At 41.3% G+C, this 22,881-nt stretch carries 23 protein-coding genes, 2 tRNA genes and 1 other RNA gene; 10 read left to right on the top strand and 16 right to left on the bottom strand.

Annotation, left to right across the window (positions count from 1 at the left end):
- Window positions 1–112: 112 nt before the first annotated feature.
- From rpsG to NDN13_RS09745, 3 genes are all read right to left on the bottom strand, one after another.
- Entirely contained in the window at window positions 113–583 is a 471-nt protein-coding gene (gene rpsG / locus NDN13_RS09735; protein WP_004655203.1) for a 30S ribosomal protein S7, read from the bottom strand.
- Between the two features lie 160 nt (window positions 584–743).
- Entirely contained in the window at window positions 744–1,118 is a 375-nt protein-coding gene (gene rpsL, locus NDN13_RS09740) for a 30S ribosomal protein S12 (RefSeq protein WP_004638184.1), read from the bottom strand.
- A gap of 171 nt (window positions 1,119–1,289) precedes the next feature.
- On the bottom strand, window positions 1,290–2,630 hold the full coding sequence (locus tag NDN13_RS09745) for an EcsC family protein (RefSeq protein ID WP_251118090.1): 1,341 nt from the start codon (window positions 2,628–2,630) through the stop codon (window positions 1,290–1,292).
- A gap of 289 nt (window positions 2,631–2,919) precedes the next feature.
- On the opposite strand from NDN13_RS09745, the gene NDN13_RS09750 reads away from it, so the two are divergent.
- Both NDN13_RS09750 and hemJ read left to right on the top strand, forming a co-directional pair.
- Window positions 2,920–4,149 carry a beta-ketoacyl-ACP synthase II gene (locus NDN13_RS09750; RefSeq protein WP_004805136.1) on the top strand — a complete coding sequence of 410 codons (1,230 nt, stop codon included), beginning with the start codon at window positions 2,920–2,922 and terminating at the stop codon, window positions 4,147–4,149.
- Between the two features lie 21 nt (window positions 4,150–4,170).
- Window positions 4,171–4,623, top strand: coding sequence for a protoporphyrinogen oxidase HemJ (gene hemJ / locus NDN13_RS09755; protein ID WP_251118091.1), 453 nt, complete (start codon window positions 4,171–4,173; stop codon window positions 4,621–4,623).
- Window positions 4,624–4,686: 63 nt separating this feature from the next.
- On the opposite strand, the gene NDN13_RS09760 is transcribed toward hemJ, so the two are convergent.
- Both NDN13_RS09760 and NDN13_RS09765 read right to left on the bottom strand, forming a co-directional pair.
- Window positions 4,687–5,082 (bottom strand): hypothetical protein, encoded by a 396-nt coding sequence (locus tag NDN13_RS09760; protein WP_251118092.1) that lies wholly within the window; start codon window positions 5,080–5,082, stop codon window positions 4,687–4,689.
- A gap of 55 nt (window positions 5,083–5,137) precedes the next feature.
- Window positions 5,138–5,863 carry a tetratricopeptide repeat protein gene (locus NDN13_RS09765; protein WP_251118093.1) on the bottom strand — a complete coding sequence of 242 codons (726 nt, stop codon included), beginning with the start codon at window positions 5,861–5,863 and terminating at the stop codon, window positions 5,138–5,140.
- Window positions 5,864–5,939: 76 nt separating this feature from the next.
- On the opposite strand from NDN13_RS09765, the gene NDN13_RS09770 reads away from it, so the two are divergent.
- Window positions 5,940–6,476 carry a hypothetical protein gene (locus NDN13_RS09770; RefSeq protein ID WP_251118094.1) on the top strand — a complete coding sequence of 179 codons (537 nt, stop codon included), beginning with the start codon at window positions 5,940–5,942 and terminating at the stop codon, window positions 6,474–6,476.
- Window positions 6,477–6,520: 44 nt separating this feature from the next.
- Here NDN13_RS09770 and NDN13_RS09775 read toward each other — a convergent pair whose 3' ends face one another.
- Window positions 6,521–6,682 carry a hypothetical protein gene (locus tag NDN13_RS09775; RefSeq protein WP_251118095.1) on the bottom strand — a complete coding sequence of 54 codons (162 nt, stop codon included), beginning with the start codon at window positions 6,680–6,682 and terminating at the stop codon, window positions 6,521–6,523.
- Window positions 6,683–7,532: 850 nt separating this feature from the next.
- Between NDN13_RS09775 and NDN13_RS09780 the strand changes: the two genes are divergently transcribed.
- On the top strand, window positions 7,533–9,158 hold the full coding sequence (locus NDN13_RS09780; RefSeq protein WP_251118096.1) for an NAD+ synthase: 1,626 nt from the start codon (window positions 7,533–7,535) through the stop codon (window positions 9,156–9,158).
- Window positions 9,151–10,182, top strand: coding sequence for a hypothetical protein (locus tag NDN13_RS09785; RefSeq protein WP_251118097.1), 1,032 nt, complete (start codon window positions 9,151–9,153; stop codon window positions 10,180–10,182). The genes NDN13_RS09780 and NDN13_RS09785 overlap by 8 nt, the downstream gene beginning before the upstream one ends.
- A gap of 114 nt (window positions 10,183–10,296) precedes the next feature.
- Here NDN13_RS09785 and NDN13_RS09790 read toward each other — a convergent pair.
- The 5 genes from NDN13_RS09790 to coaD all read right to left on the bottom strand — a co-directional run bounded on the left by NDN13_RS09790 (window position 10,297) and on the right by coaD (window position 11,916).
- A tRNA-Met gene (locus NDN13_RS09790) sits at window positions 10,297–10,373 on the bottom strand.
- 266 nt (window positions 10,374–10,639) lie between these two features.
- Window positions 10,640–10,716 (bottom strand) — tRNA-Met (locus NDN13_RS09795).
- Between the two features lie 61 nt (window positions 10,717–10,777).
- An RNA gene (gene rnpB / locus NDN13_RS09800) (RNase P RNA component class A) lies at window positions 10,778–11,133 on the bottom strand.
- Between the two features lie 26 nt (window positions 11,134–11,159).
- Window positions 11,160–11,423: a YfhL family 4Fe-4S dicluster ferredoxin gene (locus NDN13_RS09805; protein WP_005321387.1), complete on the bottom strand. Its 264-nt coding sequence runs from the start codon at window positions 11,421–11,423 to the stop codon at window positions 11,160–11,162.
- Between the two features lies 1 nt (window position 11,424).
- Window positions 11,425–11,916: a pantetheine-phosphate adenylyltransferase gene (gene coaD, locus NDN13_RS09810; RefSeq protein WP_099948220.1), complete on the bottom strand. Its 492-nt coding sequence runs from the start codon at window positions 11,914–11,916 to the stop codon at window positions 11,425–11,427.
- A 129-nt stretch (window positions 11,917–12,045) separates the two neighbouring features.
- On the opposite strand from coaD, the gene smpB reads away from it, so the two are divergent.
- Window positions 12,046–12,522 (top strand): SsrA-binding protein SmpB, encoded by a 477-nt coding sequence (smpB, locus tag NDN13_RS09815; protein ID WP_016543190.1) that lies wholly within the window; start codon window positions 12,046–12,048, stop codon window positions 12,520–12,522.
- A gap of 150 nt (window positions 12,523–12,672) precedes the next feature.
- Here smpB and NDN13_RS09820 read toward each other — a convergent pair whose 3' ends face one another.
- From NDN13_RS09820 to rluD, 4 genes are all read right to left on the bottom strand, one after another.
- The gene (locus tag NDN13_RS09820; RefSeq protein WP_251118098.1) at window positions 12,673–13,116 is read right to left on the bottom strand and encodes a DUF5958 family protein; all 444 of its coding nucleotides are present in this window, start codon (window positions 13,114–13,116) and stop codon (window positions 12,673–12,675) included.
- A 308-nt stretch (window positions 13,117–13,424) separates the two neighbouring features.
- Window positions 13,425–13,997, bottom strand: coding sequence for a flavodoxin family protein (locus NDN13_RS09825; protein ID WP_251118099.1), 573 nt, complete (start codon window positions 13,995–13,997; stop codon window positions 13,425–13,427).
- Between the two features lie 83 nt (window positions 13,998–14,080).
- The gene (gene pgeF / locus NDN13_RS09830; RefSeq protein WP_251118100.1) at window positions 14,081–14,821 is read right to left on the bottom strand and encodes a peptidoglycan editing factor PgeF; all 741 of its coding nucleotides are present in this window, start codon (window positions 14,819–14,821) and stop codon (window positions 14,081–14,083) included.
- A gap of 147 nt (window positions 14,822–14,968) precedes the next feature.
- Window positions 14,969–16,018 carry a 23S rRNA pseudouridine(1911/1915/1917) synthase RluD gene (rluD, locus tag NDN13_RS09835; RefSeq protein WP_251118210.1) on the bottom strand — a complete coding sequence of 350 codons (1,050 nt, stop codon included), beginning with the start codon at window positions 16,016–16,018 and terminating at the stop codon, window positions 14,969–14,971.
- Between the two features lie 71 nt (window positions 16,019–16,089).
- Between rluD and NDN13_RS09840 the strand changes: the two genes are divergently transcribed.
- Together NDN13_RS09840 and NDN13_RS09845 are read left to right on the top strand one after the other, a co-directional pair.
- Window positions 16,090–17,187, top strand: a complete 1,098-nt coding sequence (locus NDN13_RS09840; protein WP_251118101.1) for an outer membrane protein assembly factor BamD — start codon at window positions 16,090–16,092, stop codon at window positions 17,185–17,187.
- A 128-nt stretch (window positions 17,188–17,315) separates the two neighbouring features.
- A complete protein-coding gene (locus tag NDN13_RS09845; protein ID WP_251118102.1) occupies window positions 17,316–19,205 on the top strand; it encodes a DNA primase in 1,890 nt (629 codons plus the stop codon).
- Between the two features lie 7 nt (window positions 19,206–19,212).
- Here NDN13_RS09845 and hemA read toward each other — a convergent pair whose 3' ends face one another.
- A complete protein-coding gene (gene hemA, locus NDN13_RS09850) occupies window positions 19,213–20,496 on the bottom strand; it encodes a glutamyl-tRNA reductase (protein WP_251118103.1) in 1,284 nt (427 codons plus the stop codon).
- Between the two features lie 79 nt (window positions 20,497–20,575).
- Here hemA and NDN13_RS09855 point away from each other — a divergent pair, with 79 nt between their 5' ends.
- Together NDN13_RS09855 and lolB are read left to right on the top strand one after the other, a co-directional pair.
- Complete coding sequence (locus tag NDN13_RS09855; protein WP_251118104.1) at window positions 20,576–22,294, top strand: tetratricopeptide repeat protein; 1,719 nt, start codon at window positions 20,576–20,578, stop codon at window positions 22,292–22,294.
- A gap of 4 nt (window positions 22,295–22,298) precedes the next feature.
- Window positions 22,299–22,880 (top strand): lipoprotein insertase outer membrane protein LolB, encoded by a 582-nt coding sequence (lolB, locus tag NDN13_RS09860; protein WP_251118105.1) that lies wholly within the window; start codon window positions 22,299–22,301, stop codon window positions 22,878–22,880.
- Window position 22,881: the final 1 nt, after the last annotated feature.

A 22,881-nucleotide genomic window follows, 5' to 3' on the forward strand; every position in this document is an offset into this window, starting at 1 on the left:
ATCCAAGCAGGCAACTTAAATACCCGCAAAGCCCCCACTTTGGTAAAGAGCGATGTTGAATCGAGCTGCGGTACGCATGAATATTCTCCTGATTAGGGACTGTTTTATCCGCTTAGAAACGGTAGTGAGAGAAGGCTTTGTTGGCTTCAGCCATACGATGCACGTCTTCACGTTTTTTGATCGCTGCACCTTTACCTTCAGCTGCATCAAGCAACTCACCAGCAAGACGTAAAGCCATCGTTTTTTCAGAACGCTTAGCAGCAGCATCTACTAACCAACGCATAGCTAGAGCAGTACGACGGGATGGGCGTACTTCCATAGGTACTTGATAAGTAGCACCACCAACACGGCGTGCTTTTACTTCAACCATAGGACGAACTTTTTCAAGAGTAGTCTCGAAAAATTCAACTGGGTCTACTTTGTTTTTTTCTTGAACGCGGTCTAAAGCACCGTAAACGATACTTTCAGCAATAGATTTTTTACCATCTTGCATTACGTGGTTCATGAATTTAGCGATTGTTTGGCTGCTAAATTTTGGATCTGGAAGGATCTCACGAGCAGCGACTACGCGACGTCTTGGCATTTTAATACACCTAATAATATGACACTTCAGGATAATCCAGCAGTTTGTACAAGTGTCATGTACACGACGCTGGCCTTACTATACGTCGCTTGAATTACAAATCCATGAAGAATTCAAACAAGCGAAACGCTAAAGGGTTGCTTGGGCTAGTTTCCTAGAATTACTTCTTAGGACGCTTAGCACCGTATTTAGAACGTGACTGGTTACGATCTTTAACGCCAGCACAGTCTAAAGAACCACGAACGGTATGGTAACGTACACCTGGTAAGTCTTTAACACGACCACCACGGATAAGAACAACACTGTGCTCTTGTAGGTTATGACCTTCACCACCGATGTAGCTAGATACTTCAAAACCTGAAGTTAAGCGAACACGGCAAACCTTACGCATTGCTGAGTTAGGTTTTTTAGGTGTAGTAGTATAAACACGTGTACATACACCACGACGTTGTGGACAAGCCTTCAACGCAGGAACTTTTGATTTTTCAATCAAAGTCGTACGACCCTTACGGATCAACTGATTTGTTGTTGCCATTTGGCAATTCTCCCGTTATTAAACAACCTTAAAAAAAGAAAAGAACCTCTTTTTAAGGGCACATAATTGTAAGCTAAGAAGTAAAAATGGTCAACATTGCGGGACAAGGCAAGTGTTGACCATTTCTATAATTTTGTTGCTTTTCGATATCTATGACATCACAACATCGTATTAACTGTGTTTTGTGGACGCTGGTTCAATATCAATTGACTTGTTTTCAGTGCCAATTTCAGCATCCTCTTCAGCCAATAATTCATCAGGCTGAGCCTTTAATGCAGGCTGTTGTTCGCTATGCGAATGCTCAACCACATGTTGTTCCGCCAATTGTTGAATACCCTCTTCCACCTTATCATCAACAGAAACTGTAACCGCTGTATGTTCTTTGACTTGAACCGTGACTTTGGTAATCACATCATTCTGTTCATCAGCTGAAGCTTTATTGCTTTCAACGCTGGCTGCACTTAATAGACGTGGACGCTTTTGCAACATTGCTTCCGCTTTGAAGTAAGCTTCTAAAGGCGAAAGCTTTTCCTTCGGATATTCATTGATATAAAAACGCGCCGCACCAAAAACAGATTGAGATTTATGTCCAACGTCTTCTAACAGCCTCCAACTATAGAAACCACCCAGCGCTGCACCTGCAACAGGTGTCAATTTACCAATCACCGATGCTTGAGGAATACGGTTTAACCAGTTCCATTTAAACTGACCACTTTCATCCACCAGCCATTTTTTTACCAACTCAATATCATTATTCGAACCCAGCAATTGTTGAAATTGCTGCAAGTCATGCGTCTCCAACATAGATTTCAACGCTTTCAAGGCAAGCAATAAGGTTTGCTTTTCTGCCACCAGACTTAAATCAATTTCTTTAAAGATAAAGGCAACAATTTCTTGGTCAGTATCTTCAGATAGATCAAAACCATGGGAACGCCCTGTTTGATAAATTGTTCTCAACGCCAATACAATCGAAGCAGGGATATCCAGTGCTGCACCCCAGACACCTGTTGCACCCGTAATGGCACCTTGGGCTGCTGCAAGCAATTTATTTTGTTCAATCAGCGCCTGGCTTAGACGCTGTGAGCGGCCCGTATCCTGAGTGAGTTCCATAATATCTTTCACCCCTGCTTCATCAAGAATTTTTTCAGTCAGAGAACTGTTCGAACTAAACTCATTCAACCACTGAAATAAATAGTCAGACACTTTCTCTCCCAGATCAGGAGATACAAATGACGCCACATTATTGACTCTGCTGTAATGACGACCTAACAGTTGGTGAGACAGCTTTGGAAACTGCTGACGTAGCATGTGTTGCGGACTTTCATATTTCTCTATCTCAAATGGACTTTTGAAACGTGCTTTTCCTTCAACGATCTGGGTCGAATTTGCAAGTTCTGCACCAGAAGTGGTTGGGGCAACTTGAAGTTTCTGTAATTCAGAACTGAGCTTTTTAGCCACTCCAAAGGCTTGTGCAAATAAACCTGAAGATTGCTTGTTTTTAGATTTTGTCATCAAGTACCTCTGTCGTGTAATCTGTGCATTTCTAGGTAAATACTAGGTTGAATGCAGATTTATCTCAACTTTTATCTGTGTACTTTCATTTCGTTTCGTCACAACATCACGAATATTTACGAATATTTACACAACTGGAAATAGGCATAAAATTTGCCATAAGAAATAAAAAACCTTTCTGCTATCATGGTGTCATTCACTCATAAGCCATTTTAATCGTTATTTTTCTCCTGACTTGTATTCATAGCGAGATGTACAGGCTTAGTATTACCATAAAAGGGATCTGTAAATGAAACGTGTTGTAATCACTGGTATGGGCATTAACTCATGTATCGGTAACTCTTTAGAAGAGGTCACTCATTCTTTAAAAAATGGAATCTCAGGCACACGTTTAAACCCAACTTATGCAGAACTAAATTTCAAGAGCCATGTCAGCGCAGCCGCTGAACAGGATTTTGATGGCATTGATCGTAAACTAAAACGCTTTATGGGCGTCTGTGCGATGTATGCGTATAACGCAGCAGTCGCAGCAGTTGAACACGCCGGACTGAAACAAGAAGATTTGGCAAACAATCCACGTTACGGTATTGCTGGCGGCTCTGGTGGTAACTCAACTGCATCTGTTGCAGAAATGATCAAACTATTAGAGGAAAAAGGCGCGCGTAAAATTGGCCCTTTCTTTGTACCTCGCAATATGAGTAACACCATTACGGCGAACGTTGGTGTTGCATTTAAACTGCAAGGTGTGGCGCACTCGATTACCAGCGCATGTGCAACCTCTGCCGATGCGATTGGTTATGCCTACAACCTGATTCAATTGGGTAAACAAGATTTAATGCTTGCTGGCGGTGGTGAAGAAGATCACTGGTCACAAAGCTTATTGTTTGATGCAATGGGCGCCTTATGTTCAAAATATAATGACACCCCAGAAACTGCTTCACGTCCATATTCAAAAGACCGTGACGGTTTCGTGATTGCAGGCGGTGGTGGTTTCGTCGTACTTGAATCACTTGAACATGCACAAGCACGTGGTGCGAATATCCTCGCTGAAGTGATTGGCTATGCTGCAAACAGTGATGGTGCTGACATGGTTGCACCAAGTGGTGAAGGTGCAACACGTTGTATCATCATGGCATTGGATGAAGCAAAACAGCATGGTGTAGAGCAAATTGACTATGTCAACACGCATGGTACTTCAACACCAGCGGGTGACGTGACTGAACTTAAAGCCATGGAGCGCGCATTTGGTGAAGGACAAGTTCCTCCACTTAGCTCGACCAAATCGATGACAGGTCATAGCTTAGGTGCTGCGGGTGTTCAGGAAGCGATTTACTCGGTGTTAATGATGCAAAATGACTTTATTGCACCAAACATCAACGTGACTGAGCTTGATGAAGGCGCACAAGGTTTCGATATTGTACTTGAAAAACGTGATGCAAAACTGAATACTGTCATGAGTAACAGTTTTGGCTTTGGCGGTGTAAACGCTTGCCTCATTTTCAAGAAGTGGGATGCATAATCCCATTTAGCAGGATTATCGATGGATGCACCTTCTGATGCTTTCTTGTGGGTAAAAGCATTACATATTATTGCTGTGGTGTGTTGGTTCGCTGCATTGTTCTACTTACCACGTCTTTTTGTTTACCATGCCATGAGCGAAGATGCCGTGAGTCATCAACGCTTTGAAGTCATGGAACGTAAGTTGTATCGTGGTATTATGTGGCCCTCCATGATTGCCACACTCATTACCGCCCACTTTCTGGTGGATTGGGGCGATGCAACCCAACATTACCATGAAGCCTTATGGTTTTACCTCAAAGTCGGTCTGGTGGGATTATTGGTGATTTACCATTTTGTCTGTGGTTATTACCGTAAAAAACTGATTGGCAATGCGCATTATAAGTCACATAAGTTTTGGCGCTTCTTTAATGAGATGCCGACCTTGATCTTGTTTGCAGTGGTCATTTTAGTCGTCGTAAAACCTCAGTTTTAACTCAACAGAACGCTTCTTTTTCTAATGCTGTAGCTTAGGCTACAGCATTAACTCCAATCCAAACTACAAACAGCGTATCCCCTTCAAGTTTAAAGACACTTGCTCAAAGTGAGTCTCTTTTTTTGTTTTCAGATTTCGATAGCTTACGTCATAAAGAATATAGCCTTGCGACACAAAGGTATATTGCCCTGTCACTTTGCCATCAATCAGCTCATTCATGGTCTTATAAACTTCGGGCTGAGCGACTTCACCCATCTCAACCTCTTCAATATGGACTGGCTCAGAAAGCTTGATATCTTTGAGATAGGGATAATACTTGATCGACAGTGTCTTTAAATATTCTGGTGAAACCAATAAAATTGATTTTTTACCATCAGCAAAACAGTAATATTCATTACTTGCATAGGCCTGTACGCACACAGATAAAAACAGGCACAGCCATAAAGTTTGTTTCATCATTCATTTCATCTCTTGCTAGCAATGACTGCTCTATATTTCTGCTCTCATCTTCAACTTATAAATATTTCTTTATTCTTAACGGGACCTTGTTGGATAAGCCCAACTTTTTCATTTGATCAGCATACATCATGTAATTTTTTCTGGCTTGACCTATCTTTTTTAAAGCTAAATAAGCATCCGCTCGATTTAAGTAAGCCACCGTTCTATTCGGATCTAATTTTATGACATGGTTTAAAAATCTTAATGAAGCATCATCATAACCCAATTGATAGAGGAAAAATGCAGAATCGTTTAGCTCTGCTGCATCCTGTTTTCTATAGGTAGATAATTGGCAATCCATGCCTGCAATAATTTGCTTGATCTCAGATACATCTCTTTTATTGAGTTGTTTTAACTGTTGCGAAGCTAAGTAGTGAAAGTAGTTAACCCCGTCTTTGCCGCCACCAATATCTGCCATCCAAACGGGTGTATGACTTTGTTTATCCCATTGCCCACTGCAACTATTAGAAATCATGCTGGGTATGGTATCTAAAATCACGTTTCGGTTTTGATCAACAATAAGACACTGCGTCATTTCAGTTTCAGATGTATCCAAGATTGCAGCGTAGTTGTATTGGTTGTTTTTATAAGCATCAATGGTTAAGAAAAAAAGCGTGCTATCAGCTTGTAAGGCTTTCAATGGTGATCCCGTACAATTTCTATAGTGCTGTATCTCTAAATCCGCATAAACCACACTGCTCACCCAGCAGAGTGAAAAAACCATTAATTTAATGCTTCGCATACCAAAATTCACCCTGCTCAGTTCGCTTTTATTCTAGAATAAATCAGATTTCACGTTTTCTAGACACCTAGTTCAGATGAACAAACCACTTCAGCACACGATACAAGGATTAAAAGCTCGCTTCATTTCCAGCTTAATCTTTTATCTCAAAATGAATCAATTTCAATATCGTGGTTTGACCTCTGGCGAAATTGAAATGGCGCGTCCTGTCTTTGGCCATTTAATTGACTACGCAAAAATCAAAATCTTTAATATTCCCTATTTGCCTTGGCAACCAGCCAACATATTTATGGCACCCAATGGCAACCTGTTCGTCCATCAAAAATATTTCCGTACAGACTACTCAACCTGCTCCACATCCTTGCAGGGAATTTTCATTCATGAACTGGCGCATATTTTACAGTTTCAACAACATACCAATGTAATTGTTAAAGGTGCCATCCTTCAAGCAGGCTATTATCTCAGCTTTAAACACTATAACCCTTATCAATATCAATTGATCCAAGGTAAAGCTTTTTCTAGTTATAACATTGAGCAACAAGGTGATATTGCACGCGATATCTTTTTGAACAGAATTCCCAATATTATTCTCAAAAATGAAAAAGCCCTGTAATTTGCATCTACAGGGCTTTTTAAGTGAGTAATTCGCACTTGAACTTATGCAGCAGTGCCTTTACCTGTTTCAATTGGGTGTTCATGACTATCATCCATATCAGTCGAAAAATCTACGCGCATTGCATCCTTAACAATGGTACCTATACGCCCTACACCAATGGCCAAACCAAAAGCAATGACAGGCAATAAAATTGTTGAAACCATAATGGTCTACCTCTTATTGAAATGAATAAATCAAGATTGTTGATCTTGCTCGCGGAACATTACTGTACCAATACGGCCAACAACGACTGCTAAACCAAATGCAACCACAGGAAATAATAAAACCGACATCGTCTTTACCTCACGCATGAATCAATCAAAATTGAGTGATCAATTAAACTTGTTGATCTTTTTCTTGGAACATCACGGTACCTACACGGCCCACGACCACAGCCAATCCAAATGCAATCACAGGAAATAATAAAACGGACATTGTTGTTACCTCTTCATTTTCGTGTTTGAGTACACTAGATAAACATCAAAGTGTACAACCGCTCACATTAATTAGGATAATAGCAGTGCACAAATGTACACTCAAGTGTCGCAAAGATATTCCCGATAAACGGTATAAAAAATACACAAAAACACATTAATACAATGAATTTATTGATTTTTTAAAAAAGTACACGTGTTCCAAATATTTTTATAGAGCAAATAAATATCCAAAAGTGATTATTTTTTCTCAGATTTTTTATATTCATCAGCACTGTAATGGATATGTCACGCCCTGATGCGAAAATGACGTGAAAAAAACTTTATATTGCTCTATTCAATTTATTCACAATCATGCACCATAATCACGCAAACATTGAGAAATGTTGCTGTTTTATACAGAAAAACTTGTTATTTTTACGCAGAAAAATGTGCATTTAGTATATATTAGTAAACTTGTCATTTTTCTTTAAGATATAAAATGTTTGGCGCCATGATATACACTTGTTTTTAATAACTATACCCATATAAATCAAAAACTTGTATATCAGAACTTGTTAAAACTCAGGATTAGGTTTGAATGAAAAATTTTAAAGTTGCCCTTGCTCAATTCTCTCCGCACATTGGCAATATTGATGCAAATACTCAAAAGATGGTTGAGCAAGCAAATTTAGCGAAACAACAACAGGCTGATTTGATCATCTTCCCTGAACTTTCTACGCTCGGTTACCCTGCTGAAGACCTATTACTCCGTCCAAATCTACAAAAACGCACTCAAAAAGCGTTTGCTCAACTCAGTGAAGTGAAAGATATCCTAATGGTGTTCGGTTTTGTGCACCAAACTGAAGATGGTCATCATTATAACTCTGCTGCAGTGATGAAAGATGGACAGGTTTTGGGTGTTTATAACAAACACAACTTACCAAATTATGGCGTGTTTGATGAAAAACGCTATTTCCAAGAAGGTCACCAACATCTTGTGTTCGAATATTTAGGTCACAAGTTTGGCGTGCTGATTTGTGAGGATGTTTGGTCACTCAATACCGTCAAACAACTCAGTCAGCTCAATGTTGAAACTGTGTTGGTGTTAAATGCTTCGCCTTATGAAGTAGGTAAACCACAACATCGTATCCAGACCTTAAATGAACTGGCAAAACAGTTAAATCTCAATCTGATTTATGTCAACCAAGTCGGTGGGCAGGACGATCTGATTTTTGATGGTTCAAGTTTTGTGAGCAACAATAATGGTCAACTTGCATTGCAAATTCCAAGCTTTCAAGAAGCGCTTGCCTATGCTGAATATGATGCCGACCAAAAGCAATTTAAAACAGGCGAAGCAGTTCCAGCATTAGAAACTTTTGCTGAAATTTACCAAGCGCTCGTGATGGCTACACGTGACTACGTGCAACGCTCAGGCTTCCCAGGTGTCATTCTAGGATTATCTGGTGGAATCGACTCAGCCCTAACCTTAGCGATTGCTGTTGATGCGATTGGTGCAGAGAAAGTCCAAGCAGTGATGATGCCATATACCTACACCTCACAAATGAGTGTTGAAGATGCGACTGAACAAGCACGTCGTATGGGTGTCACCTTTGGTATTGCCGAAATTCACCCAATCGTAAACAGCTTCATGCAAACCTTGTTCCCATTCTTTGGCAACTCACCTGCTGACGCGACTGAAGAAAACTTACAAGCACGTACTCGTGGCACCCTACTGATGGGTTTATCAAATAAATTTGGCAACCTGGTGCTCTCTACAGGCAACAAATCAGAAATCTCAGTGGGCTATTGCACTCTGTATGGTGACATGGTCGGTGGTTTCTCAGTCCTCAAAGATGTATACAAAACCATTGTATTTGAACTGGCAAAATACCGTAACACGCTAGAAGAAACACCTGTGATTCCAGAGCGTGTGATTACACGTCCGCCATCAGCAGAACTTCGTCCAGATCAAAAAGATCAAGATTCATTACCTGCTTATGATGTACTTGATGCCATCTTATATGCTTATATTGAAGAAGATCTCAGCCAAGCAGATATTATCGCCAAAGGCTACCCAACCGAAGTAGTCGAGAAAGTGATTCGTTTGGTGGATCGTAATGAATACAAGCGTCGTCAGGGCGCGATTGGACCACGTATTAGTTCACGTGCCTTCAGTCGCGAACGACGCTACCCGATCGTCAACGGATGGACCGCGAATGACTGAAAAAATTGTTTCTGAAAAGTCACAATTACTTGCTCAAGCTTTAATGCTTGAGCAAGTTGCATTTTATAAAAACCAACTCACCACCCAACTTTCTGCTGATTTTTTCCAGCAATTTATTCAACTGTTTCTACAACATGCACCCAATATTCAACTTAAGGAAGTGGTTGAATTAGCGCAAATTCAGGCAGTAGTAAAGCGCTATGCCTTTGAAATGCAGCTCGGTGCAGGCTTATTAGAATTTATTGGGGAAATTGCTCAAAGACTGCATGTGTTTTCGTTACAGTCATCTGCACAATTACAAGACGTATTCTCAGATCACCAGTTTGAAATGTGGCTGTCCAAGTTTTTAGAGCTGGAAAATATTCGCCATTATTTAAATCAGTTTTTAAAAGAAAGCCCTTCGATTCAGCAGTTGTGCCAATACATTGCCACCACAACACTACAAAACAAATTACCGAAACTGTTTGCTCAATCGGATGAAGAACGTATTTCTGCAAGCAAATACGAATGGCAACAAAAACTCAAAAGCTTTTCGCATCGTCAACAGCAACGTATTGAACAAAAAATTGAAGAAAGCATTGGTCGATTCATTCAAGAACAACTGGTCGATCTTAGCCTACTTTCAAATGATGACCTTGAAAGTCTTGCCCGCAATATTTGGGACGATAACAAAGCTCAACCCCTCTCCGAATATACCAAACAAGTCACACCACTGGATGTCGAAGAATTCTTTGTCATGATTTATGAGTACTGGAAAGAATTACGCCAGTCCACCTTCATACAAGATTTAATCTTATATGGCGTTAAAGTGTTTTATGACTTCTATAAAGATGAAAGCTTAGCCGATGTTTTTGCGGCAATTGGCTTGGAAGAAACCGACCTGCTGAATGAGGCTGTGCGATTCTATCCAAAAGTTGTGAAAGCATTAGATGAGCACGGCGTATTAGAACCGATCATTACACTGATCCTAAAACCGTTCTATGAAAGCCCACAAACCCTCGCCAGCATCGAAAAGCATCTATAAAAAATAAAGCCTGTAAATGAATAACTCATTTACAGGCTTTTGCATGTCTGATGCATTATTGTTTCGAGCAAAATCCAGACAAAAAGAAACCACGCAGGAGCGTGGTTTTTAAAATGGTGGCTATGACGAGACTTGAACTTGTGACCCCCGCATTATGAGTGCGGTGCTCTAACCAACTGAGCTACATAGCCGTAAACTGTGTGCGCATTATCTAGTGTTCCGCATAGCTGGTCAAGTCTATGACCTTGAAAATATAGAACATATGAACAGTTTTTAGGCTTTTAATCTTTAATTGATCAAAATTCAACACATCTATTTAACCATGACAAAATTTGAGGATGATAGAGCTTTTATTAAAGCGAAAATAAACAACAAATAGCGAGGCAAAAGATTGTTTTTTTGAATGTTATAAAAACTGCAGATAAAAAGAGACCACGCAGGAGCGTGGTCTATAAAATGGTGGCTATGACGAGACTTGAACTTGTGACCCCCGCATTATGAGTGCGGTGCTCTAACCAACTGAGCTACATAGCCTAAAACTGTGCGCGCATTATCTTAACTTTCAATACACATGTCAAGCACAATTTTAAAAAATTTTAGAAGTGGGCCTATAAGCCGGGTTCTGTCGAGGACGATCATTCCTCTAGGCGTACAATCACTCATACGCTCAAGCGACCTACCCGAATCCAGCACGGGCCGTGCCTCAGGATTCCTATTTGGTCTTGCTTCTGGTGGGGTTTACCTTGCCGTGAACTGTTACCAGACACGCGGTGCGCTCTTACCGCACCCTTTCACCCTTACCTCACGAATGAGGCGGTCTACTCTCTGCTGCACTTGCCGTCGGCTTTCGCCGCCCAGGCGTTACCTGGCACCTTGCCCTATGAAGCCCGGACTTTCCTCCCCTGTTTCAGTCACGGAGACCTCCACAGCAGCGACCGTCCGGCCCACTTCGTGGCGCATCTTATCAAAGTTCGCCGTTAATTGCTCGCATTTTTTTGCGCAGTGAGCTTTTTGTATTTCGCCATCAAGTCATCATGCGATTCGACATGCTGAGGATCGAGCGGAATACAATCAACGGGGCAAAACAACTGGCACTGTGGTTGATCATGATGACCGATGCATTCTGTACAGAGTGCAGGATCGATCTCATAAATCAGCTCACCCATATAAATGGCTTCATTGGGACATACAGGTTCACAGACATCACAGTTAATGCATTCATCTGTAATATATAACGACACGCTACCAACCTTGTTGATGTTTACGTTCAAAGGCCTCAACCACAACGGCAGGCACAAACTTAGTCACATCACCTTTTAAACGAGCAATTTCTCTCACCAAAGTCGATGAGATAAATGAATATTGCTCAGAGGGAGTTAAAAATACAGATTCAAAATGTGGATCAAGCTGACGGTTCATATTTGCCAGTTGGAATTCATATTCAAAATCTGAGATTGCTCTTAAACCACGGAGTACCGCTGTTGCACGCTGTTCACGGAAGAAGTTGACCAAGAGACCATCAAAACCGACAAATTCAACATTGGTCAAATGACTCAAAGATGCTTTGGCTAATTCAACACGCTCTTCTAAACTAAACACTGGATTTTTATGATGACCAATCGCAATTGCAACCACAACTTCATCAAACATTTTTGATGCTCTTGCAACCAAATCAACATGTCCATTGGTTATTGGATCGAAAGTCCCCGGATAAATCACACGTGTTTTAGACATGCGTTGTACTCTAGTTAATGAGATAAGGAGCGTATTTTAACAAATCTTGGCTCTAAACGCGAAATTCCTAAACATTGGAAAAAGGTTGCGTTTTACGGCACAATAGAGCCAATTGTGGAAGTTTAAATTATGGCGCAAGCAACAGTTGTAAAAAAACATAATGGTGGCACGATTGCTCAAAATAAAAGAGCGCGCCACGATTACTTTATCGAAGAAAAATTTGAAGCAGGCATGTCCCTACAAGGTTGGGAAGTAAAGTCTTTACGTGCTGGGCGTATGAGCTTGACTGAAAGTTATGTCATTTTTAAAAATGGTGAAGCTTTTTTATTGGGTTCACAAATTCAGCCCTTATTGTCTGCTTCAACTCACGTGGTTCCAGAAGCAACGCGTACGCGTAAATTGCTACTCTCTCGTCGTGAGTTGGAAAAGCTTCTGGGTGCAGTCAATCAAAAAGGTTATTCATGCGTACCCTTGGCATGTTACTGGAAAGGCCATTTGGTCAAGCTTGAAATTGCACTAGTGAAAGGTAAGCAATTACATGACAAGCGTGCCACTGAAAAAGACCGTGACTGGCAACGTGATAAATCACGTCTGCTGCATAAATAATAAAAAAACCTCCAATGGGAGGTTTTTTATAAGCTACTATTTTTTAAAGATAAAAAATAGTTTGCCTTATATAAAAAATATATTGTTTAACTATCAAAAACTTAATCTTGCAAATAGTAAATAATGTCTATTTTCTATATACCAACTTATCTATATCCCAGGTAAATTTTTATCTTGAGATAAATCTTCATACCACCATTTTCTTGGATCAGAATTTTTTTTCATATGAAAATTATAATTAAGAATACCTACAAGAAGTAAAAAAGATTGATTTTGTTCAGTTTTTGGTAGCTTTAAAAACTTATATAATCCAACCTTTAAAGCTGATGTACTCATAAGACCAGTTTGCTCTATACTTTTCAATATTTGAACAGGTGTGTGTCCAATTTTTAACCCCGAGAATAATCTTGCAGGCTCAAGAAAGTTTTTTATTGAACTCGCAGACATTCCTGATTGCTGTACATAATAAATTAAAGTCTCTAGCATCTGAATTCTTTGTTCATTATCTAAGTTGTTAAACCATTGTAAAGAATCATTTAATGGTATAATTCCTTGTACAACCTTATTCAAATAAATAGCTATTTCATTCTTCATTTACTTATATATCCTCGAAGTGAAATTATATGCAGCTATGTTTTGTTTAATTATATTAACTACATCTTTTTAATTATTAATACTTACCATCAACCAATATTTTTCAAGCCAGCTCTACCCTCTACAATTTGGCTTAGTTGATTAGCCTTAAAGCTACTTCATTCCGCCCTTGAAATGTATACATCCCACGAACAGTATAAGTGGGCTATTTTTGAATGCTCGGATATGAGGAAGCCTTTAGATATGACGAGGAACTATTACGAACAAAAAGATAGTCAATAGTTCACTTATGATTATATTACTGAAAATCAAGCCACAACATGTTTTAATCGCAATTCAGCCAAATATTTCCCAAACTTGCGTGCAGTTTCCAGATCCCCTTCAGGTGGTGTTACTTCCACACTGGCATTATCCGATTGGGTCATTAAACCCAAAAAGCTCGACATCCGGTTAATATCTGAAGGGCTTCTGCCTGTTGGCATAAACGGTAAGCCTGCCCACAACATACCATGTTGCATCGCAAATAAATTAATTTGCTGCAACACCGCCAACTTATCGCCACTGAGCCCACCACCATTGGTAAAACCCGCTGCCAACTTACCCTGCCAAGTACGCGCCAACCACCGTTTAGAAGAATCCTCCATAAACTGCTTCAGCGCAGAGGTCAGGCTTCCCATATAGGTCGGGCACCCCATTACAATCACGTCAGCTTGGTCGAGTAAATCCCATTGTGGTGCAGCCACAGAAAGCAGATGCACTTCTGCACCCGCTTGCTCTGCGCCCTGAGCAATATATTGCGCAACTTTGGCCGTATGCCCATAAGGGCTATGATAAACCACACAAACTTTAACTTGGGAAATCACGTGTTCTATAACAGACATGGAAAATTTAAAAACCAATGAATTAGATCAAGTTTAACATTTTTAAATGCGGCAAGGCGAATCCAGCGTGTAAAGCCTGCAATTTATTGCATAAACACCAAGCTTGCCATTCGTCCCGTTTTCGGATCACGGCGATAAGAAAAATAGTCTTGGGCCTGTTGATAAGAACACTGATCTCCGCCTAAAACCGTCTTTACACCTAAGCGATTAAGAATAAAACGAGCAATCGCATATAAATCAGCTTGGTATTTCCCTTCAACTTGACCCGCAATAAATGCAGAAGCCAATTCAGTATATTTGTCACAGAAAACGGTTTTGACTTCAGCTCCCACTTCAAAACAAGGTTGGCTGATCGCTGCGCCCAACCATGCCCAGCTCGGCTGAGACTGCATTTCAGCCACAGTATTTTCGACAATGCCATTGGCCAAGCCACGCCAACCAGCATGTAGGTTGGCAACTTCTGTCCCTTCGGCATTCCCCAACACCACAGGCAAGCAATCAGCCGTCATCATCATTAAGGCATGACCTGCTTTTTGTGTGACCAAAGCATCACCTTCAAGGGCTACAAATGGAATCTGTTCATTGATGGTATGGCAAATCGTGCTATGTGTTTGTGTCATCCACGTGATTTTATCTACACCAAATGCAGATAACTGATTCAGTAATAACATACGGTGCTGCTGAACACGTTGCGCATCATCATTGACATGCAAAGCCAAATTAAATCCTGCTAGATTTTGATTCGACGTTGCAATGGTTTGAGCATGTTCAATCCGCGTTTGTGCCACATAGACCCCTTTCGGCAAGCCTTGTACAAATTCCATAACTATCTCCTGAGCTATATGTTCTACCGTCAGCCCCTCCCTGACCCTCCCCAATAAGAAAAGGGAGTTTAAAGCACTGTAAGACATTGAATTCAAGAAAGTCTCCCTCCTTTAAGGAGGGAGACTTGGAGGGAGGTAGAGCTTTACTTAATACGCTTCATTTTCACTACGCAACACTTCAAGCAATTGGGTGAAATCTTCTGGCCACGGTGCTTCAAACATCATTTCCTCACCTGTGCGAGGATGAACCAGCCCCAACTTTGCGGCATGCAATGCCTGACGTTTAAAGCTACGCAACATATCCGTGAGTTTTTCCGAAGCACCCGCTGGGAAACGTACACGATTCACATAAACAGGATCACCGACCAAACCATGTCCCAAATAGCTAAAATGCACACGAATCTGATGGGTACGGCCTGTTTCCAGTTGTGCCTGAACGCGGGTAAAGTCACGGAAGCGTTCCTTCACATTGTAATGCGTCACAGCATCACGTCCGCCCGGTAAAATCGCCATTTTGATACGATCAACAGGATGACGTTTAATCGGTTCATCAATGGTGCCACCAGCAATAATGTTGCCATAAGCAACCAGATCATAAACGCGGTAAACCGTTTTCTTCGCCAATTGCTTGCTGAGTGAGAATTGCGCTTCTAGATTTTTCGCCACCACCAATAAGCCACTGGTGTCCTTATCAATACGATGTACCAAACCTGCACGAGAAAGCTCAGCCAGTTTCGGAGCATGGTAAAGCAAGGCATTGACTAAGGTTCCGGTTGGATTGCCTGCGCCCGGATGCACCACCATGCCCACTTCTTTATTGATGACAATGATATCGTCATCTTCATAGACAATATTTAATGGAATATTTTCTGGCTGGCTTGAAGTTTGCGCTTCAAGTTCGACTTCAAGGGTAAGCAGCTCATTGCCTTCACAGCGGTACTTGGGCTTAACAATGTTACCATTTACCAACAGATGACCATCTTTCATCCATTGCTTGAGTTTTTCGCGAGAAAAATCGCTCCAAACCATTGCGGCAACCTGATCAATACGTTGACCTAAATAGTTTTCATCAAGTTGAATTTGCAACGATAAACGTGTTGCAGTTGAGTCGGAATTATGATTATCTGCATCGACAGAATCTTCGAGTAAGAAATCTGTTTCAGAGAAGTTTGAATTGGAAGATTGTGCTGAAGTCATTTGATGATCGGTACAAAAATGGTTTAATAGCACCATTGTAGCTCATTGCCCAGAATAACAGAGGAGTTTTTATGTCGCTACCACGTTATAAAATTACGGTGCTTGCACTATCTTTAGGTGTAGCGTCTGCATTTGTGGGCTGTAGCAGCAATCCAAGCAAGAAAGAAGTGGTTGATAAAGGACCACAATCGAGTGAACAGGTTTATTTTGAAAAGGCAATAAAATCACTTGAACGCAATCAATATACGGATGCCGTCAAGTCACTGGAAGCTTTAGATACCTATTATCCAACGGGTCAATATACGCAACAGGCTCAACTTGAGCTGCTTTATGCGAAATTTAAACAAAAAGATTATGAAGGTACGATTGCACTTGCAGATCGTTTCATTCGCTTAAATCCACAACATCCCAATGTTGATTATGCCTACTATGTTCGTGGCGTAGCCAATATGGAAATGAACTACGACAGTTTGATTCGTTATACATCTTTACAGCAATCACACCGTGATGTGAGCTATGTCAAACTCGCATATCAAAACTTTGTCGAATTAATTCGTCGTTTCCCAAGTAGCCAATATTCGGTAGATGCGGCACAACGCATGAAATTTATCGGTCAAGAATTGGCTGAAAGTGAAATGAACGCTGCACGTTTCAATATTGAACGTAAAGCATGGTTGGCTGCAGCTGAACGGGCACAATGGGTGATTGAACATTATCCACAGACCCCACAAACACCAGAAGCATTAGCAACCTTAGCGTATAGCTATCAAAAGTTGGGCGATCAAGCGACCTCACAACAATATATTGAGATTTTAAAACTCAACTATCCAAACTTGGTCAAATCGAATGGTGAAGTGAATTTACGTGCTGCACGTAAAGAAGGTAGTTGGGTCAACCGCGCTACACTCGGTTTGCTCGGACGTGAATCAAAAACTGTACAAGTTAAAGATGAAGCCAAAAGCGATGTGGAACAACGTAGCTTAACCAATCGTCTCAGCTTTGGTTTATTGGATAAACCAGAAACAAAACAAGCGGCTCCAGCACCTGTTGCTGCGCCAGAAGCACCTGCGGCAACAGAGAGTAAACCCAGCTGGAAAAACCGTTTAAGTTTTGGCCTACTCGATAAGCCAGAAGCGAGCAATACATCTGAGGATGATGCTGCAAACTAATTTGCAATCACCTGATACATCAAACAGGCAAGTCTCCCTTGCCTGTTTTTTATTTTATGCAACAATGATTCCTGACATTTTGCAATGCAACAATGTTCTACTCCCCCGTCTTAAATGGTTAAACACACATGGCAATTCCACAACATACGATTGATCAAATTTTAGATCGAACCGACATCGTCGATTTGATCGGTCAGCGTGTGAAGTTAAAAAAGACGGGACGTACTTATTCGGGCTGTTGTCCTTTCCATCAGGAAAAATCACCCTCTTTCCATGTTTATCGTGATAAGCAATATTTTCATTGCTTCGGCTGTCAGGCCAACGGCAATGCCATTCGCTTCTTGATGGATATTGATGGTCGTAATTTTGTCGATGTGATGAAAGAACTGTCGAATAAAACAGGCATCGAACTCCCCAAAGACAATCAGGACAATAAAAAACTCTCTTATAAACGCAGCCCTCAGCAAGTTGCGGCTCCACAGCCAACAGTTGTACCTGTAGTCGAGAATGCCACACCCGCACCCGAGACTGAGGAGTTTATCGACGGACATTTTATCGATATGGATCGTTATATGGATGATCCTTTTGCCCAGTTCGATCCATCATTCAGTATTATCGATGAACAGGTGCAGGAAGGTAATCTTTACGATTTATTGGAAAATGTAGCGCAATTCTACGAACGCCAACTCCCAAATAGTCAAAAGGCACAGAACTATTTTAAACAGCGTGGCTTATCCACACAGACCATTCAATTTTGGCGTTTGGGTTATGCCCCTGAAGACTGGCAGCATTTAGAAAAAGCCTTTCCACAAGATATTGAAGGTTTAAAACAACTTGGCTTAATTCGTTCCAGTGACAGTGGTCGAGATTTCGATTTATTGCGTGAACGTGTCATCTTCCCGATTCGTGATCATAAAGGCCGTGTGGTAGGTTTTGGGGGGCGCGCCTTAAACGATGAGATTAAGCCCAAATATATCAACTCGCCTGATTCGGAAGTGTTCCATAAGAATCAATTGCTTTATGGCTTATATGAAGGCCGTAAACTCAAGGCCAATGACTGGTTGATGGTCGAAGGTTATATGGACGTGATTGCCTTGCAGCAATATGGAATTAATGGTGCTGTCGCAACACTAGGAACAGCCAGTAATGCCGATCATTTAACCACCCTGTTTAAACAAAATTCTCGAATTACCATTGCCTTTGATGGCGATGCCGCAGGTCAAAAAGCGGCACGACGCACCTTGGAAATTGCACTACCACTACTCAATGATGGTCGTGAATTAAAATTCTTTGTACTTCCTAATGAGCACGATCCTGACTCGCTGATTCGTCGTGAAGGCTTAGAAAACTTCCAAAAATTATTACAGCAAGCGCCGCTTTTATCTGACTTTGTGTTTGCTCATTTAACAGGACAGCATGACGTCAGTACCCCTGAAGGCAAAAGTCTGGTCATGGGTGAACTGCGTGAATTAACGGAGTTATTACCCAAACATGGCTCATTCCGTTATTTGCTGAGTCAGTCTTTCCGTGAAAAACTCGGTCTAGGCAAACGCTTTACCCCGCAAATCAGCCACGATGCCTCTTTATCTTTTAATATTCAGACCAAAGATGAAGATTTTGCGGTAGCAATTCTGATGCATCATCCCTTCCTGTATATTCATTTTGAAGAGCTACGCGCGGTGATTGATCAAAATGAATTATTGGCCAAGATTTTAGCGGCGCTGAATATTGTATTTGATGATCTTCCTGATGATCAGGAATTGGCAACCTATTATGTGCTGGGCGGTTGTAGTAGTTATAGCCATGAACTGGCTGATATTATGCAGCGTACCAATATCCAATCCTTAACCCAAGCACCTGAAGTTGCCGATAAACTTGCGAAAGAATATGCGCTAGGGCTACAAGAGAAGTATTTGCGCTTAAAACTAAAATCGCCAATTTCTTTAATTGAATCGCGTAATTTACGTCAACAACTGAATGAATTGACCAAACAGATTAGTTTGCGTTTATTGTCTTAATTATCCATTACTGGCGTGGCTTACGTTCGTGTTCAAACACATCTTGCAGATGTTGCTGTAGCCATTCGAAATAATCTGGGTTTTCGGCTTTCGCCGCTTCTCTGAGTAGAATTGAAGTGGGATGCATCAACTTTTGTGTCAGGCGATGTGCAAACTCTTGCATCACCTGTTCTGCTGCATGACCATGTTGCAGTGATTCTAAAGCATGCGCCAACTCTTTTTGACTGACTTCTTCACTATGTTGACGATAAGCCTGAATGGTACCACTGGCTTCTTTGACCTTTTGTTGGGTCATCAATTGGGTCGCCAATTGATTGACCATAATTTCAGCTTCAACTGCGGCCTGACGACGTTGCGCCAGGTTCTCATCAATTACGCTTTGTAAATCATCAACACCATACAAATACACGTTATCCAATGATTCCACTTTGGGATCAATGTCACGTGGAACGGCTAAATCAACCATCAACATTTGTTGGTAGCGTCGCTTTTTCAATGCAGTTTTAACGTCTGAATATTCAATCACTTGATGCAAACTACCTGTACAGCTAGAGACCACATCCGCTCTATGCAAGTTTTGTGCAAGCTCAGCAAAGGGAATAATTTCCACATCAACTTGATGGGCAATTTCTTGTGCCAACAGATCTGCACGTTCACGGCTACGGTTACAAATCAGGATTTTAGCAACCCCCATTTCGGCCAAATGTTTGGCGACCAAGCTGTTCATCTCGCCTGCCGCGACCACCATCACTGTCAGTTTTTCCGTGTGGCTAAACACTTGTGAGGCCAGTTGCGCAACCGCATAACCCATTGAAACAGCATGACTTCCTACCGAGGTTTCAGAACGGACGCGCTTTGCTGCATAAAAGGCATATTCAAAGACGCTATTCAATTCAGGTGAAACGGTTTCTGCATCTTTAGACAGGGCCAATGCACTTTTCACTTGCCCTAAAATTTGCGGTTCACCTAGCATCAACGAGTCTAAACCACTGGCAACACGCATTAAATGTGTAACTGCTTGGGCATTCTCGTAACGATAAACATGATGAATTAACTGTTTTACATCAATATTATTCACTTGGGCCAGCCAAGTCAGAATGCTATCAGCATCTTCTGTCATGGCATAGACTTCGGTGCGGTTGCAGGTTGACACCACCACCAGATCATTCAGCGATGAATGTTGGTTTTGTTCAAGCAATAGCGCAGCTAATCGCTCTGCATTGAAAGCAATTTGTTCGCGAAGTTCAACAGAAGCTGTTTGATGGTTGACGCCCAATGCAAAGAAAGACATATCAGATCATCATTTCGCTAAATTTATGTTATTGTGCAACATCGGTGTCATAAAAAGCATTACTTTGGATCAATAAAAATTGCGTCAGCTATATCGCCGTACCCTTTTTAGCGGCAAGACGATTAGACGGTATTCTACCACAATCTTGTTGTTAGGTAGCATGAGCTCTTATGTCTCTGCACAAGCAATACACGACATGTATGCAGACAAGAGTTTTGAACATGCCCTACAACAAAGCATGGTGGCTGAATTTTCCCTTGCTTATGATGATATTGCAACCGCATTACACAATTATACGGTACTTGCGATTCGCAGCAATTCAACCACAATCAAACAGCGCGCCCTAGATATTGCTCTAGAATACAATGACTTGCAATCAGCTTTAAACATTGCCACGCATTGGGTTGAGCAAGAACCGAAAGATGTTCCCGCACTGTTTTATTTGTCTCATATTGCACTCAAGACCCATGAATATGAGTTAGCAGCAAAAACGCTGGATAAGATTCTCAATATTGATCCTACCGCCGATCTAGAAGAAATTTTAGCAGGGATTGCCCCTGAACAGGCTCAGGATCGAGAAATCTTGCTGAATGCACTCCGTGCCAGCGAGGAACGTAATAACCCTTCAATTCTGGCCTTGATCGCAGGTTTAGAAGCACAAGATGGCTTGTATGAACAAGCACTGAATAATATCAATCGGGCATTGCGCAAACGCTCAAAATCGACCAGTTTTATTCTGATGAAAGCCAACCTGTTAATGGCTTTGCAGGATGATGAAGAAACACGTAAATGGTTTGAAAAAGCCAGTCGTAAAAACAAAAATAATGTTGATGTTCGCATGGCAGAAGCACGTTATTACATTCAAATCAATCAGCAGCAAGAAGCCTTGGAAAAACTTGAAGATATTATCAAGGACCATCCCAAGGCCGAAGAAGCCTTGTTTATTGCAGGTTTAACCAGTATTGACTTAAAACAATACGAAAAAGCCGAGCAATATCTGGTTGAATTGCGCTCATCGGCAAAATATCAGAATGAAGCGTATTACTACCTTGCGATCAATGCACAGCGTAAACAGCATTATGAAACCGCAAAAGCCTATTATCGCTTGGTGGATGGTAGTTTATATATCGTTTCGCGACGCAATATGATTTCGATTTTTGAGAAACAAGGGCAACTGAATGATGCCTTACGTTTCTTGACGCAGGAACGAGTAAACTATCCACAACATGCCAGCTTCCTGTATCAGGCACAGGCCGATATTTTAAAGAAGATGGATAATAAAAAGGCAGCTTTGGCCTTACTGGATGAAGCGATTAAGAGTCTACCCGACGATCCAGAGTTGATTTATGCCGAAGTATTATTACTCGACCCATATACTGATCGAGATAAACTAGACAAAACATTAAAGCAACTCTTAATCATTGAGCCAAATAGCCCCACCTATCTGAATGCCTATGCCTATACCTTAGCGCTGCAAAACCGCCGTCTCAAAGAGGCACGAAAATATGCAGAGTTGGCACTGGATTTTGCCCCTGAACAGGCTTCAATTTTAGATACTTTGGGCTATATTGCCTTCCTGCAAAATGATTTTGATACCGCGGCCAAAGTTTTGGGCCAAGCCTATTCCTTAAGTGAAAATGTCAATATCGGCATTCGTTATGCCAAAGCCTTGTATATGCAAGGGGCACTCACGCAATTTAGCGAGGTGTTACAGCAATTGAAACAAAAACATGCCAATGCCCCACAATTACAACAACTTGATAGCTTAATCTTACCCATCACCGTAAAAAAGAGTTAAACCCATGCGCTTGTTTTCAAAATTATGCGTCGCGGTATGTAGCAGCAGCGTTTTATTATTAACGGGCTGTCAACATTTCAGCCAGCCAAATAAAGTCGTGACTTCCCCTCAAGTGCAAGATGAAAACAACTTTAGCCTGCAAGGCAAAATTGGTGTGCGTACACCACAACAATCTGGCAGTGCTTTTTTTACATGGGTACAGCAACAAGATCAGTTTGATATTGAGCTCACCGGAATTTTAGGGGTTGGTAAAACCCAAATTGAAGGGAAACCAGGGCAAGTGACCTTAAACAGCGCCAAAACAGGCCTGATTACGGCTGAAACACCTGAAGAACTACTTGAGAAGGCGACCGGTTGGCAAGCGCCGATTATGCATCTTGCCTATTGGGTACAAGCCAAGCCAGCCACTCAAAACGCCCAAACCAGCAAAGATGAAAGTAACCGTTTAAAGCAATTGGTTGAAGATGGCTGGACGGTTGATTTTAGTTATAACGATGCGCAAATCCTTCCCAATAAACTTTTGTTGAAGCAAGCGCTTGCCGATGACAAAGAAAACCGTATTACAATGGTTATTCAAAACCGATAAT

Origin of the sequence: Acinetobacter sp. C32I (assembly GCF_023702715.1) — a bacterium.
In the GTDB taxonomy this organism is placed as follows: Bacteria; Pseudomonadota; Gammaproteobacteria; order Pseudomonadales; family Moraxellaceae; genus Acinetobacter.